The sequence below is a fragment of the Exiguobacterium sp. EF_C8 genome (assembly GCF_054956715.1).
Genome location: NZ_CM143264.1, coordinates 768,554 through 784,152, shown reverse-complemented (window position 1 = coordinate 784,152; position 15,599 = coordinate 768,554). Strand labels below are relative to the sequence as shown.

Sequence of the window (15,599 nt, the reverse complement as noted above, 5' to 3'; positions counted from 1 at the left end):
GTCTCAGTCGTAAAATTAAACTAAATCAATCGTTTCTCCTAAAGCAAAAGCATAAATGACTTTCCGCGAGATTCGAATATGAAGAATAGCTTCTAATGCTTCTTGGTATAGATTCAATTGAGTCGCATACCGTTCACGTAACACATCAGCAGGTGTCTGTTCGACTTCCGTCGTAACGATTTGATCCGATTTATAGTCGAGTAAGATATATGACTCCCCATCCTGAATCAAGCAGTCGACGATTCCCTGCATGACTGCGTCATCCACTGGACCCGTCCAGTCTTTCCGAAAACGTGATGCTCCGATTTTATACGTAAACGGTAACTCTCGATAGACGTGGTTTGTCCGTAGTCGTTCGCTGAACAATTGTCCGATCTCGGAGTCTAGGAACTCTTGCAACTGTGGTGTTGCTTCCCGCATCGTCGTCGCTTCGATAGGTGTGATTCGTTCCATCGTTTCCCATTGATCGATCTGTTCTGAAATCGCTGTATCCGGTTTGTATAATTGCATCGCTAGGTGTAGGACCGTTCCTCGTTCCGCTCCACTAAGTACAGGTCCAAGGAATTGTGGCGTTCGGTAATACGTCGTCTGGCGATACGTCGTTTCAAATGCTGCGCGTTCCAACTGTTCCGCGCGCTTCAGTTCCGTAACGGTCTGTTTCGCTGCCGTCTCTGTCGCGAGTAGATGCGGATACTGATACGAAAATGCCGATTCAACGATTTCTTTGACGTGCGTATTGACGGGCACATCAATTTTTTCAAGCTTTTGGACGTGTTCGAGTTGCTCCACGAGTGTTGAGATTTCTTGATACGGTGCTAACTCCTCTAAAGACATCATGCGAATCGACCAGTTCGTCTCATCCGGACGTAGTAAACTACTGCGTAAGACTGCCGGAACGACCCATTCCGCATAACTCTTCGCTTGGCGCCGGTCATTTTCAGGTAGTAAGACTTCGTCGAGTGGCGTCATCTGCCAGGCCACCATTTGATCTTCTAAATCCTTGACTGTCCCGACGAGAATCAATTTTTCCTTTGCTCGAGTCATCGCAACATACAAGACGCGCATCTCTTCTGCCTTCATCTCGCGATCCATTTCCCGACGGATGACTTCCTTCAATAGCGTTCCAGATCGCAAACGACGAATCGGATCAATGGCGTCTAGAGCAATGCCATACGTCTTATGCAACTGAATGGCCTGCATTTGATCCTGTTTGTTGAATTGCTTCGTCAATTGGCTGACAATCGTCACGGGGAACTCGAGTCCTTTTGATTGGTGGATCGTCATGATTCGAACGACGTCCTCGTCTTCTCCAAGCGAACGGGCTTCTGCGAAGTCTTCTCCTCGTTCGATCAACCGATTGATCAGGCGTAGAAAACGATATAGCCCACGATAACCGGACGTCTCATATTGCTTTGCCCGCTCATATAAGGCATTTAAGTTAGCTTGACGACTTCTGCCTCCAGCGAGACAGCCGACATACTCAAAATAGCCAGTCTGATCAAACAATGATCGAATGAAGGCAGGAAGCGCACTCCCACGTGCTTCGGTTCGCCATGCTTGAATCTGACGGATGATCTCGTCTATTCGAATACCAAGTGCTGATTCCTCTGTCGCCATCGCGAGTGCCGCCTCATAAAAGCTTCCTTCTTTTTGTTTTGCTCGAATCCGCCCTAGATCACGATCCGCCACACCGAAAATCGGCGATCGTAACAGACTGGCGAACGGGATATCTTGAAGTGGATTATCGATTGTCTTGAGTAACGCCATCATGATTTGAATTTCCGTCGCTTGGAAATATCCGCCCGTCGTATCTGCATAGACCGGAATCTCATACTGTTCGAGTACTTCAACGAGTGCCTGAACACGCTTGCCGCGCGAACGGGCCAAGACGACGATGTCACGGTATTCGCATGTCCGGAATCGGTTCGATTTCGCATCGTAAATCAGATGTGGATGTTTAGAATCGACGAGTTCTAGAATTCGTGTTGCAATCGCTCGTGCTTCAACTTCTTCTTTTTCACTATCAAGTGGATCAATCAAGAGTAATTCAGGGTCGACTTGCTCTGATTCTAAATAACTTAAATTACCGAGTCGAAGGTGCGCCGCTTCATCGTAATCAATTTCTCCGACTGTCTCATCCATGACTTGGCGGAAGATTTGATTCGTTCCATCCAACACCTCGAGGCGACTGCGGAAGTTCTTTGTTAAATCGATGCGTGTTCCGACGTCGGTCTGCTGGAATCGTTTGAATTTCTCCAGGAACAATCCTGGTTCTGCATGTCGAAATTTGTAAATGGACTGTTTGACATCACCGACCATGAATAGATTCCCTGTTGCCTCGTCCGTTTTCGAAACCAGTTGAATGATGCGTTCCTGGACTTCATTCGTATCTTGGTATTCGTCGACCAGTACCTCAACGAAGCGTTCCTTTAGAAGTTTTGCCACATCCGACGGTTGTCCCTCTTCCGTCAAGATCTCTAATGCAAAATGTTCAAGATCCGAAAAATCAACAATTCCACGTTGTTGTTTCGCTTCGAGATAATCATTTGCGAATTGACGCACGAGTGTAACAATCGTTTCTACATGTCGGAGCTGTGATCGTAAATCCTCCAAGTAATCGACACCTGTTTTTTGGACAAACAGTTCTTTCATTTTCTTGAATTCTGCAACGAGTCGTGTCCGCTCTGTCTGGAACGGTTTGATGCCTTCATCTCCGCGCGGACTTTTCCAACGACCGAATTCTACTGCTTGAAACGCAAGAGCAACCATCGACCATTGCCGTACTGACGTTTCAAGTACTCCAAAAGGAGCGATATCCTGTCGCATCATCTGTCCCATTTCCGTATACCCGGACTGTTCCAATTCAAAAGCAAGTTCTCGATAACGTCCTAGTAGATTCGACAACGTCTCCCATTCCAGTTCGACCAATCGTTGCATGAGCGGAGACTCATCCGGATCGATTGGTTGATCGTACTGATTGATTAAATGCGCATAAAACGCTTCCGGATCAGGTAAGGATCGAGAAAAACGGTAGAGATTTGAAATCAGCGAAAGCATCGCTTGATCGTCCCGATCTGATGTATAACTATCGATCAAATCATAGAATCCCGGATCCTCAGAGGCATAGAACGACTCAAAGACCGCTTCTAAGACATCATCTTGCAGTAATAACAGTTCAGATTCGTCAGCAATCCGAAACGCCGGATCCAAACCGATCCGGTAATAATTCTCACGTAGAATCGATAGACAGAATGAATGGATCGTCGTAATTTGTGCCCGGTTCATTAATTGACGTTGTTTTTTTAAATACAGATCATCCGGTGCCTCTTTGATACGCTGATCCATGACCTCAATGACTCGCGTTTTCATCTCACGCGCTGCTGCATTCGTAAAGGTAGCAACAAGAATCCGATCCGCCGACAACTCATCTTCGGGATCGATCAATCGTTGCGTCAGCCGTTCGACGAGGACAGCTGTTTTCCCTGATCCAGCAGCTGCTGAGACTAAGATATGTCCTCCCCTTACTGAAATGGCTTGTTGTTGTTCTTCCGTCCAACGCACGCTCATTCTTCATCCTCCTTCAATCGTTCCAGTACCTCTTTTTCAGACATCGGTTTTAATGGACGATATTGATTTCCGAGTGATTCATCGAATTGACAGACTGAACGATATTCGCAGAAACTACACGGTGTCCGTTCCTGATAATCGAATGGATTGATTGCAATATCCCCATCATAGATATCTTGACTGCTGTCTTTTAATGCCTCCCACGCATGATCCATCAGTGCCGATAAATCTGCCTCTTGTACAACACCCTTCGTCTGTGATTTATGCAGTCCATTTTTCGTGAAGGTCACTTTGACGAGTGGGGATTTTTTTCGTTCATCGTATGCAATATGATCCATCGCTCGCAGTACCTCATCATTCTCGAGAATGACGCCTTGCATCTGATAGGACTCGAGTAATAGTCGATTACGTTCTGCTTCATCAGCAGATAAATCGCCTCGTAGCATCGGATTTTTAACATGGAAATACAGCGCACCAGCAGGCTTTGCCTGCTGTTGATACAGCAGCTCTGACTGTTCCACGACTGTTTTCAAATACAGCAACATCTGTATGGCGAGTCCGTAATAGATTTCCGCAAAATCTAGTCCTCGTGCACTCGACTTATAATCTATGATACGGACGTATAACTGGTCACCGATCATCGCCTGATCAATACGGTCAATGCGTCCTGTGAATTCAATTTCCGTTCCGTCTGGTAGCGTAAAGCGTAAAGGTGGAAACGTCGCATTCCCAAAACTGATTTCAAATAGATCTGGTTCAAAATCCGTTCGCTTCGCCTGCTCGACGAGCATCTTAGCGGTCTGTTCGACGACATCCGTCAACTTTTTCTTGATATAACCAAATCGACTTGAGCTCATCAAAATTGCATTCTGGATTTCTGGTGTCACCTTTTCAACAGCTTCCTTCGCAAGTGTTCCACATGTCTCACTATCGAGCTCGCGCCAGTGCCGTCCGGAAGCTTTGATACTGAGCGACAGATCATTTAATGCGCCGTGGAACAGATTTCCGATGTCCGGCGCTTCGAATTTATAGAGCTTTCGCTCGCGTAAACGAAGTCCATACCGAGCAAAATGTTTATACGAGCAAGCATTATACGTTTCAAAACGCGAAACGCTCGCTTGCAGAGACTCGCCATATAAGCGATGCGCCAACCCTTCCGGTAACGCTTCCGCTTGATTTTGATAGAACAAGGCACTTGAGAATAGACCCATTCGTTCGCGTCCTTGTCCGTTTTCAAGAAGTGAATTATATACTTGAAACCAAATTGGCTGAATCGGATAACGTCGTTGCAAACGGCGGAGTTCAATCGCCGTCGCTGCTGCCGCGCGATCGGGACTCGTCACGAAATCGAGTTGTTCTTGCGGTGCATGTTCGCCAGCCTCCGCAAACTGTGTTTTGATCGGACGATCAAGCAACAGTTGCCGCTTCAATTGTTTCGTAATTGCCGCCGGCTGCAACGCCTTTCCTTCTTCATCGACAAGCGCATAACTGACATACAATGCTTCACTTGGAGCCATCATCCCTTGATACAGATAAAATAGTTCATCATCAAACACATCGAGGGACGCTTTTCCGACCGGAATACCATGTTCATGTAAAAAGTCATGATCATTTTCGGACAGTAACTTCGATTGATCTTGGACGAACGGAATCAGACCATCATTCGCTCCCAGTAAAAAGACGACTTTCACTCGTTGCAATCGTCCACGCACATAATCCGTCGCAATGACTTGATCAAGCGATGGGGGGACAAGTGCAAAACGCAGACTCTCAAGTCCTGTCTCGACCATTTGGACGAACAAGTCCGTTGATAAAGTATGCTCAGGCGCAGCAGCTTCTAGCTGTTCGAATAGGTGAAGAATCGCTTCATACACTTGATCATGTTCCCGAGCAGCAAGTAACTGATCTTGCTCTAATGCTTGCTTGCGCCATTCCATTAAATGTTCTGCAATTTTTTGTTCTTCGAGGAATTGATAAAGACCTTTCGTATACGCGCTCATCGTCTTTGCCTGCTTTAACCGACGGTGTAACGGTTCAATCAAGTCGACGACGAACGTACGGAGATGATTCAATTCCTCTTCTTGCGCGATTTCCTCTTCCGTTAAGCGAACTTCCTCTGCTAAGCGTCGCTTTAATTGCCACGGTTGTTGCCACATCGACCCTTTGATGCCGCGTTCGAGCACGAACGTCTCGAAACGATCGAGCGCTAGACGCGCATCTTCTGCTGGAATCGGTAAGAGCTCCGTCTTCAGTAAACGAAAGACCGTTTCTTCCCGATAACCCGATGTCACGATGTCTAAAGTAGATTGAATCAAGTCAACGAGCGGATGATGGATCATCGACTCACGTTGATCCAAGAAATACGGAACATCATACATGTGGAAGGCTCGTTCCAAGTGATCCGCATACGGTTCAAGATGTCGTACGACGAATGCCATTTCATGAAATCGATATCCTTTTTGTCGAACAAGTTGAATCGCTTTCCGCACGGCTGATTCTGCTTCGACTTGCCGGTTGACTGCAGCTGTCATCTGAAAGCCGTCAACGTCATGATCGACAGATGGATAACCTGGCTTTAACAAGGCCTGCTCTAAATGCCGTAGCCCTTCTGATTGAAATTTGATTGGCTGTTCATACAAGATTTCTTCGTACGGAATCGATTGTTCCTGCATTTGCCCGATCAACTGCATGTAGCAACGCTGGGACACACCAAAAGACGTTTGTTTTGCATAAGGATCCGCCGCGTCCATTGTAAAACTAATATGCATTTCAGCCACTTGTTGCATCAAGGCAAGCAGTACTTGTTGTTCCTGAAGCGAAAACTCATAAAATCCGTCGACGATGATCGTCGCTTGATCCAGTCGCGCTTTCGGAAGCAACTCAAGTAACGTCGTATAATAATCATCCGCATGGAGTGCCTTATCGACGATTCGTTCCGCAAAGCGCTCATAAATCAACGCAAGGTCGTTCAATTTTGGTGACCGTTCGAGAGACCGATCACTCACTTGACGCAACATATCTGGCTCGATCAATGAGCGTTTAAACGACGCGATGAGTTCATCAAGTCCTTGGAAAAATCCTGGCATATTTTTCGTACGCTTAAAAATCTTTAACTCGTCTTCTGATTCCTCGACGACCTGTCGGAGTAATAATTGTGTTCCTGTCTCATCGAGAAATGGAATTGCTTGATTTCCGTAATCGCGTAAAATATGAAACGCAAAGCGCCGTAAACTCATGACTTCGAGACGAACAAGACCTGCTATCCGTTCATCTGTCGCAATCCGACGCTCCATTTCAAATGACATCTGATCCGGAACGATGAAATACATCTTCTCGCCTAGTGGTCGTTGCTCGAGTTCTTGTACGACGCGCTCAATCAATTGTGTCGTTTTCCCACTACCAGCACGACCAATGTGCATATGGTTCATCAAGAAAACCTCCTCTACGTTTTTATGTATCATTATTATCGCACAAATAAGAACAAATGTACTGTTTTCGACGCATGTCTTTTCGATATGGATTTGCTATAATCAGAACACATCCTAATGTAAGGCAGGTGATGATTTTTGTCGCTCTATGAAATGCTTGGAGGCGAGCAAGTACTCACCTCTTTGATTCATTCGTTCTATCATCAAGTCTACCATGATTCCTTATTGCGTCCGTTATTCCCTGATGATCGACACCGTGTCGAACAGGCACAATTCGCCTTCTTGACCCAAATGACAGGAGGTCCACGCGATCCGAATCAACCGCCGACGAGTTTAGCGATGATTCACCGGCTATTGCCGATTCAAAAAGAGCATGCCATCCGTTGGTTGGAACTGATGGAAATAGCTTCTCTTGATACGATTCCAAATGAAGAAGCGCGACTCCAACTCCTCGAGCGATTACGGATTGGCGCAACGAATGTCTTACGTGTTTGCGAAGCACACCAGATGGACTGAGGGATTTTTCTTTCTCATCTGTCCATTTCCATGTAAAATAATAAATGGAGGCGATATAACATGACGGAAGAACAAGAACAACGACCGGAACTCGTAAAGAATGCGATTGAGCAAGCAGAAGCATCGACGAACGAGGACGATACACTCGAAGAAGAACAAACCGAAGAACAAAAAAAATTGGACCATATCAAAGGTCTCGTCACCCTTGAACGCGGTTCTGATTACTACCGTGTCGTTTTTTATGACGATCATAAACACTTGATTTTCAAGGAACTCGATTACGACCGTGTCGACTTTGTAGGTCGGTTCTACAATGATAGCTTTGATCCGACGAACTTGACGGAACTAGAAGAAATCGCAGACAAAGCACTTTCGACTTCTTTACGGAAACGATTCCTTTAAGACATAAAAGAAGCCGTCCTCCCAACTGGAGAACGGCTTCTTTTTTATTGATCGGATTGTTTTTTCTTCCGACGAAGGACATAGGCAAGAACGCCACCTGCGACAGCGATTCCTGTTGCCGCCAAGATTGGAAGTAAGACTTTTTTATTAGATGCTAGTTTTTGTTTGACTTGTTCAAGTCGCGATTCATTCGTCTCTTTTAAGGCGATCGATGTTCGACGATTCATCGTGACATGCTTCGCAGCATCCGTCACAACGATTCGTTTCGTGACCCAACGGCGATTTCCGGCATCATCGACGACTAGTTGTCGCGCGCGTTTGATTCCTTTGATTCGTTTACCCGGTGTATTTTCCGGACGTACGATGCGAGAACTGATAAAGCGTCTGCCACCTGTCGCACCAAATCCAGGCTGCAATTTTCGGCGATTTAACCATTCATATGATTCATTCATCGTGTCGCGGTAAAAGTTACCGCTTCACCTCCCTATGATTTCTCTCTCTACTTCTTTCTCCTTACATAAGTAAGATTCCTGTTATGTGTTTCCACTTTTCATCGATTCTTAAACTCCGGCAATTGGAAGCGCCGTTGCATTTCATACGCCAGTTCCAACGTTTTGATTCGTTGCCGTTCGATGCTGTATGCGGATGCGTCCGTATCAATACATTGACCTGTCTGAAACTCTACCTGTACTTTTCCAGACTTTTTTTGAACAGTCTTCATTTGCTTGAAATTGATCCAAATGCATTCCGCCTTTTCTTTTGCGGTCGTCGGAAAAAATATCGTTTGTGCCTGCCAATCTACTAAAACAGGTGTCTTTCGGTTCGGACCAAGAATATGTCGCGCTGCTTCGATCCGTCCACGCATCGATGAACCAAAATATAAACAGGATTCTTCAATCAACTTAATCGGATGACCCTCTAAAATACTTTCCGAATGCTCCTTGATGACAAGTGTCTGTGGTTCACCATATTGACCATATCGTGGAATCAAAGCTAACGTTTCTTCCGTAACTGGGTATGACATCTCCTTCACTCCCTTCCTGAATTATATTGGTTATATCAAACTTCCTTCTACTCTGCATGAGTATACCGATTATTTCCTAATGAAAAAAACGAGATCCTAGGATCCCGTTTTTAAAATTCTTCTTGCTTTTTTTCCTCTTGTTCAATAAAGTGACGTGGGAAATTAAAAATCACACAAACTTTCCCGACTCCATTTCCCGCAGGGCGATTCTCAATTGCTACCGTACCATCATGACGCTCAACGATCCTTTTGACAATGTAAAGACCAAGCCCAAACTTCCCTTCTTTGCCCCGTGAAAATTGATGAAACAAGGGCGAAGAGTCATCAAGTGGCGGTCCATCATTTTCAATTTCGATATGAACCTGATCCGCTGTCCCAGACAGTCGGATGTCAATTTGTGTTTCAGCATAACGAATCGCGTTGTCCATGACGTTTTCGAGTGCAACTCGTAATTGTTCCCCTTCACCAAGGACGATTCCCGCTTCTCCACTAACATGCCATTCGAGTGACTTCGTTCCAGAAAAACGATTTTTCAGCAGGTGTATCATCCGATCGATATCGACATTATCCCACGTCGAACGATCGAGCTCGAAATAGTCGAGCTTCGTGACGTAAAGAAGAGCCGCCACTTTTTTCTCTAATCGTTCCGCTTCCTCATCAATGACCGATACGGAGCCGGTTAAATCACCATCTGGATAGATCCCATCTGAAATGGACTGAGCATAACTTCGAATGACCATGATTGGCGTCTTCAAATCATGTGAAATATTTTGAAGCAACGATTTTTGTGCCTTATCCTGCTTTTCAAGATCCATCCGCATCGCATCGACGGACCGTGCCAGTCGACCGATTTCATCCCCACGATCGAGCGGAAGTGGTGTATCCCACTTTTGAGCCGCGATTTTCCCGACTGCTCTTTCGATTTCGACGAGCGGATGTGTTAGACGACGCGCCAACCAGAAGGCAATGAATAACGTAAAGATACTACCGATGATGACGACGAAGCCGATTTTTGAAAACAGTTGTGTAATCAGTTCTTGTCGATAAGCATCCCAGACGTAAGAGACACGATAGTAGGTTTCGCCGCTCTCTTCCATTTTACGAATACTATAATAAACGTCTTCTTTATCAAGACGCGTCGTATACTTTGCCGTAACTGTTTTTTGATCAATTGCATCACGGTACATCTGATTGATCAGTTGTTGCGGTGCCCCACCGTAATAAAGTTTTCCGTTCTTAGATAGCAATAGGATATTAACTGATCGAGATTCTTGTTTTCGACGATCGAATTCAATCGGATTATCTTGTAGCATCTCGATGACAGAGGCATCCTTCGAGAAGAAGACCTCACTATTCTCAAGCGTCGAATAGACCTGTTCATCGATGAAATTTCCGATCGATGAGCGGATGACAAGGAGAATGACTGCAGATAATGTGACGATGACGAGCAGAAACATCGCCCAAATCTGAAATCCGAGACTGCGATTTTTCATGCAGACACCAAGCGATAGCCAATACCATAGATCGTTTCGAGTTCCAGTTTCGATAATTTTTTACGGACACGACGGACAAGATCATCGACGACGCGGTCCGAACCGAAATAATCGTCACCCCAGACACTGACGAGAATCTGCTCGCGAGACATCGGCGTCCCGATTTGTGTCGCAAATAAAATCAGTAGATCATACTCTTTTGAGGTTAGATCAATTTCTTGACCGTTCTCCTCGATGATTCGTTTCTCAGGATAAATCATATAATCGCCGTATTGAATGACTCCACTTTTCGGTGTCGCATACGTACGTGCTAAGATTTTTTTGACACGAATGACCAGTTCGCGCGGAAGGAACGGCTTCGCAATATAATCGTCCGATCCCATCTCAAGACCAATGATCTTATCGATATCCTCATCACGCGCCGAAATGAAAATGACGGGTGTCGTTTCATCATGCGCCTTGATTCGCTTAATCAATTGAAAACCATCCATATCCGGTAGCATGATATCTAAAATCCACAAATCTGGCTTCTCTACGATCGCAGAAGCAGCTGCCTCACCAGATGTAAACGATTTAACCTGCCAACCTTCTTGTTCCAAGTACTTTACGAGTACACGATTCAAGTTCACTTCATCATCAACCAAATAGATTGTATGCATGGCTCTCACTCCTCGACTAATGTGCTTTGTTTCAGTGTATCAAAGGAATTCCGCAAAATTATGGGAGAGTGGATAATAATTCAAAAAAACCTTTCTTTTCAAAAGAAAAGAAAGGCGAAGTCATAAATTTTCTATTATTTGACGAGACGGAGCGCTGGATACGCTACTTGCTCGTTCTTTGAAGTCGCAGGTGCCACCTGTTGACGTCGTTCCATTTTCACGACGTGCGTCAAAAATCCAACGCCGCCTCCTAGCAATACTGTTACACCCGTCATTAATAGAATCTCCATTTTCTTCGCCACCTTTTCCATCGCAATTGATAATCAGTATCATCCTCAAACTGACTATAGCATGCTTAAACGAAAATGAGAAGCGTTCTCACAAAATTAATCATCTAAAAACTTTTTTTGTTCTAGTTCATGACGTTTTCGAATGATCTCCTTCCAATCGAATTGTCCTTGTTCGAGTCCATTGATTAAAATTTCGGCAGTTCCGACATTCGTTGCGAGCGGCAGATCGTACACATCGCATAATCGAATGAGTGCGGAGACGTCCGGTTCATGCGGTTGCGCCGTTAGCGGATCGCGTAAAAAAATCACGATATCGATCTTTCCTTGCGCCACGAGGGCTCCGATTTCTTGATCACCGCCGAGTGGTCCAGATTTACAGCGATGAACATGTAAATCTGTCGCTTCCATGATCCGTTGCCCGGTCGTTCCTGTCGCATACAATGTATTTTTCTTGAAGAATGCAGCATAAGCTCGTGTAAACCCCATCATCTCATCTTTTTTTTCATCATGTGCGATCAATGCGATATTCATTCGTATCCCCTCCTTCTTGTCTATGCACAGAAAAAGAACTTCAGAAACCTGAAGTTCTTGAAACACTCATGAATTCGTCGGTTGCTTCTTCAACACGGTCCGTAAAATCTTTCCGGTCGTATTACGAGGTAATCGATCGATGAACTCAATCTGTGTCGGACATTTGTATTTCGCGAGTGATGTGCCACAGAATGTCCTCGCCTCCTCTTCTGTCATCGTCTCACGGACAACGACGAATGCTTTGACAGCTTCGCCCATCTCCTCGTCCGGTATGCCGATAACAGCGGCTTCAATGATATTTGGATGCTGATAGAGCACTTCTTCGACCTCACGTGGGTAGACGTTATAGCCACCGACGATGATCATATCTTTTTTGCGATCGACGATATAGAAATAACCATCTTCATCACGACGAGCCAAATCACCCGTATATAACCAGCCATCGCGTAACGTCGCTTGCGACTCTTCTGGCATCTTGTAATAACCCGTCATGACGTTTGGTCCACGAACAATCAATTCTCCGACCTGACCATCTGGTAATTCCTGTCCGAGTTCATCGACAACTTTGTTTTCAACATCGACGATCGATGTACCGATCGAGCCTGGTTTCTGAACACCATCGACCGGATTGAAACAAGTGACGGGCGATGCTTCCGATAAACCGTATCCTTCGAGGATATGACACTGGAATGTCTGATCAAACGCTTCAAGGAGTGGTACTGGAAGACTCGCTCCTCCTGAGACGAATAGACGGGTTGACTCAAAATAGGTCGCGTATTCCGGATGTGCCTTCACGGTTTGCAGTAAGAAATTATACATCGTTGGCACGCCTGCAAAAATCGTCACCTGTTCTTTTTTCGCTAACTCAAACGTCTCTTGTGGTGAAAACCGTGAAGCAATGATGATTGAGGCTCCATGTGCGAGCGAAGCATTGATGACGACTGTCAAACAAAAGACATGGAACATTGGTAATACGGCAAGTGTCCGGTCTTTACTTGATACGTGTAGATAAACTCCGATTGAGCGCGCATTTGACGTCAGATTACGATGCGATAACATCGCACCTTTTGGTTTTCCTGTCGTCCCACTTGTATAGAGAATGACGGCGATGTCATCCAGTTCATTCGTCACGTCTGTCAATGGATGTTCGATTTCGAGCCAGCGATCGAGCGTGATGAACGTAACTTGTTGATGTGTTTCGTTTGGTCCTTCCTGATCCGCATAGGGAACAGAGACGACAATCTTGAGGTTCGGTAAATGAACGAGACGATCTTTTGCAGCTTCGACAAGCGGAGCAATGCCTAAAATCCCTTTCACATCACCGTTCATCAGGATATACCCGATTTCATCCGGCGTGTATGTAGGATTGATTGGAATTGCAATAGCTCCTTGTTTCATGATGGCATAGTACGCGACTAGGAAGGATGGACTGTTCCCTAAGATAAGCGCAACATGATCGCCCTTTCGAATTCCATTTGCTTCAAGCGCGCCGGCTGCCCGGTGAAACTTCTCGACGAACTCACGATAGCTGACTTGCGTGTCCTCAAACACATACGCCGTTGTGTCCGGATGTGTTCGAGCTGTCTCCTCAACGGATTGAATCAATCCAAGCATGAGCAAAATTCCCCTTTCGAATGAATGACTATTCATTTTTTACGTAAAAAAAATCCATACGTAGTCAAAAGCGACCGTATGGATAGTGTAACACTTTTTGGAAACGTTTTCACCGAGTTTCTTTTTAACCGTTAACGATGACACCACCATTTAAGTGAAGGACCTGTCCTGTCATATAACTTGAATCGTTACAGGCGAGGAAGACATAAGCAGATGCCATCTCGGCCGGTTGCCCTGGGCGATCCATAGGTGTATTCTTACCGAACGTCTTGACTGATTCATCCGGGAACGTCTCCGTGATGAGTGGTGTCCAAACCGGACCAGGCGCGACGGCGTTGACACGAATTCCCTCTTTTGCCAGATTCATTGAAAGACTCCGCGTGAAGCTAACGATTGCTCCTTTAGTAGCGGAGTAGTCGATCAATAATGCGTTCCCCTCGTATGCTGTCGAAGATGTTGTATTGATGATGGCAGAACCAAGTGAAAGGTGCGGTAGTGCGGCACGGGCAAGACGCATCATTCCGAAGATATTTGTCTTGAACGTCTTCTCCATCGACTCATCCGTGATATCCTTCAGACTATCTTCTGGTTTTTGCATACTTGCATTGTTGACGACGATATCTAAGCGACCGAAATGGTCGATCGTTTTTTGAACAAGTGTTTCACAGTAGTCTGCGTCCCCAATATCTCCTTTAGAAAGTAGGACTTCGCCTCCTAATTCTTCAAGACGCGCCTTCGTTTCTTCTGCTCCCTCTTGATCGCCATAGAAAGCAATGACGACCTTTGCCCCTTCACGGACATAAGCAATCGAGACAGCACGACCAATTCCAGAATTGCCGCCTGTGACGATTGCGACCTTTCCTTCAAGCTTACCTGCTGCCTTATAATCATCACGCTCATAATAAGGTAACGGTTGTTCGTCCTCCGTCTTCGGTAATTGTTTTGAAATCTGTTCAAAATCGATAAAGTCCGTCAACGAACCTTCTAAAAAGTTATCTTTATTATAGCCCATGAAAAAAACTCCCCCTATGCTGTTGATAGAAGGAGTTTTCCCATAAAGACTTACGCTAAAACGTCTAGCACCTCATCAAGTTCGACGGCGCCGAAATATTTTTTCAATTCGTACCGACCGAGCACTTCGCGAAGAGACGCGCGATCATAACGTGTACCTACAAGCGCCCGTGCGATTTCTTCCGCGTCCTCGACGCCAAAGAAGTCACCGTAAATCTTCGCTTCTTCAATGATGCCTTTTTTGACATTCAATCGGAAGTCAATCGTTCCGATCGGGAAACGTTTTTTTTGAATGACATCGAATTTCGGTGATTTTCCGAAATTCCATTCCCAGTTGCCATAACGTTCTGCCGAGATGGCACGTACTTTATCCCAGTCTTCTTCAGTTAAGATATACCGTTCAATCTCTTTCCCTTCATAGATCGAGGCAAGGAGATGATCGACGAATTGTTCCATCGTCAACGGTTCTGTCAGGAATTCCGAGATGTTCGCGACACGACTCCGAACCGATTTAATGCCTTTGGAACGCATCTTCTCTTCACTGACGACAAGCGCATTGACGACTTCTTCGATGTTCGAATCGAGCATCAGCGTACCATGACTAAACATCCGTCCTTTTGTCGTGAACTGGGCATTCCCGCTGATTTTCCGGCTTCCGACATGAATATCGTTTCGTCCAGATAATTCCGCTTCGACACCGAGTTTATGCAGCGCTTGCACGACCGGCTCCGTGAACTTTTTATAGTTGTTGAACGAATCACCGTCATCTTTCGTCAAGAAACTGAAGTTCAAGTTTCCTTCATCATGATAAACAGCGCCACCGCCGGAAAGACGACGGACGACGTGGATGCCGTTTTCCTCGACATACTTCAAATTAACTTCTTCATTCGTGTTCTGGTTTTTTCCGACGATGATGGATGGACCGTTGATATAAAACAAGAAATAGTCTTCTTCATTGACGTTCAGGTTGTTCAAGATGAATTCTTCGACAGCGAGATTGATTCGCGCATCGCGAATCTCAGGATGGAAGATGAATTTCATAAGGGTTTCGTGCTCCTTTGTGA

13 protein-coding genes are annotated in these 15,599 nt (G+C 45.4%); 2 read left to right on the top strand and 11 right to left on the bottom strand.

The genetic code is table 11. The annotated features are described in order from the left end of the window. Positions 1 to 15: 15 nt before the first annotated feature. Both addA and addB read right to left on the bottom strand, forming a co-directional pair. Complete coding sequence (gene addA, locus ACY2IG_RS04105) at positions 16 to 3,567, bottom strand: helicase-exonuclease AddAB subunit AddA (protein ID WP_462618390.1); 3,552 nt, start codon at positions 3,565 to 3,567, stop codon at positions 16 to 18. Next, positions 3,564 to 6,995 carry a helicase-exonuclease AddAB subunit AddB gene (gene addB, locus ACY2IG_RS04100; protein WP_462618389.1) on the bottom strand — a complete coding sequence of 1,144 codons (3,432 nt, stop codon included), beginning with the start codon at positions 6,993 to 6,995 and terminating at the stop codon, positions 3,564 to 3,566. The genes addA and addB overlap by 4 nt, the downstream gene beginning before the upstream one ends. A 138-nt stretch (positions 6,996 to 7,133) precedes the next feature. On the opposite strand from addB, the gene ACY2IG_RS04095 reads away from it, so the two are divergent. Both ACY2IG_RS04095 and ACY2IG_RS04090 read left to right on the top strand, forming a co-directional pair. Beyond that, positions 7,134 to 7,511: a truncated hemoglobin gene (locus tag ACY2IG_RS04095; protein WP_231496881.1), complete on the top strand. Its 378-nt coding sequence runs from the start codon at positions 7,134 to 7,136 to the stop codon at positions 7,509 to 7,511. A 60-nt stretch (positions 7,512 to 7,571) separates the two neighbouring features. Beyond that, positions 7,572 to 7,913, top strand: coding sequence for a hypothetical protein (locus ACY2IG_RS04090; protein WP_029340963.1), 342 nt, complete (start codon positions 7,572 to 7,574; stop codon positions 7,911 to 7,913). A gap of 44 nt (positions 7,914 to 7,957) precedes the next feature. Here the strand turns inward: ACY2IG_RS04090 and ACY2IG_RS04085 are convergent, their stop codons facing one another. The 9 genes from ACY2IG_RS04085 to ACY2IG_RS04045 all read right to left on the bottom strand — a co-directional run bounded on the left by ACY2IG_RS04085 (position 7,958) and on the right by ACY2IG_RS04045 (position 15,576). Next, entirely contained in the window at positions 7,958 to 8,365 is a 408-nt protein-coding gene (locus ACY2IG_RS04085; protein ID WP_023467385.1) for a hypothetical protein, read from the bottom strand. Between the two features lie 98 nt (positions 8,366 to 8,463). After that, positions 8,464 to 8,937: a competence protein ComK gene (locus tag ACY2IG_RS04080; protein WP_035409368.1), complete on the bottom strand. Its 474-nt coding sequence runs from the start codon at positions 8,935 to 8,937 to the stop codon at positions 8,464 to 8,466. Between the two features lie 110 nt (positions 8,938 to 9,047). Next, complete coding sequence (locus ACY2IG_RS04075; RefSeq protein WP_462618388.1) at positions 9,048 to 10,430, bottom strand: sensor histidine kinase; 1,383 nt, start codon at positions 10,428 to 10,430, stop codon at positions 9,048 to 9,050. After that, entirely contained in the window at positions 10,427 to 11,089 is a 663-nt protein-coding gene (locus tag ACY2IG_RS04070; protein WP_023467381.1) for a response regulator transcription factor, read from the bottom strand. Before ACY2IG_RS04070 ends, ACY2IG_RS04075 begins: the two co-directional genes overlap by 4 nt. Before the next feature lie 134 nt (positions 11,090 to 11,223). Then, a complete protein-coding gene (locus ACY2IG_RS04065) occupies positions 11,224 to 11,379 on the bottom strand; it encodes a hypothetical protein (protein WP_197026224.1) in 156 nt (51 codons plus the stop codon). A gap of 96 nt (positions 11,380 to 11,475) precedes the next feature. Further along, positions 11,476 to 11,910 (bottom strand): methylglyoxal synthase, encoded by a 435-nt coding sequence (gene mgsA / locus ACY2IG_RS04060; RefSeq protein WP_029340960.1) that lies wholly within the window; start codon positions 11,908 to 11,910, stop codon positions 11,476 to 11,478. 66 nt (positions 11,911 to 11,976) lie between these two features. Continuing rightward, positions 11,977 to 13,524, bottom strand: coding sequence for a fatty acid--CoA ligase family protein (locus tag ACY2IG_RS04055; RefSeq protein WP_462618387.1), 1,548 nt, complete (start codon positions 13,522 to 13,524; stop codon positions 11,977 to 11,979). A gap of 124 nt (positions 13,525 to 13,648) precedes the next feature. Then, positions 13,649 to 14,536 carry an SDR family oxidoreductase gene (locus tag ACY2IG_RS04050; RefSeq protein WP_462618386.1) on the bottom strand — a complete coding sequence of 296 codons (888 nt, stop codon included), beginning with the start codon at positions 14,534 to 14,536 and terminating at the stop codon, positions 13,649 to 13,651. Positions 14,537 to 14,586: 50 nt separating this feature from the next. Continuing rightward, a complete protein-coding gene (locus ACY2IG_RS04045) occupies positions 14,587 to 15,576 on the bottom strand; it encodes a lipoate--protein ligase (RefSeq protein ID WP_035409374.1) in 990 nt (329 codons plus the stop codon). Positions 15,577 to 15,599 lie beyond the last annotated feature (23 nt).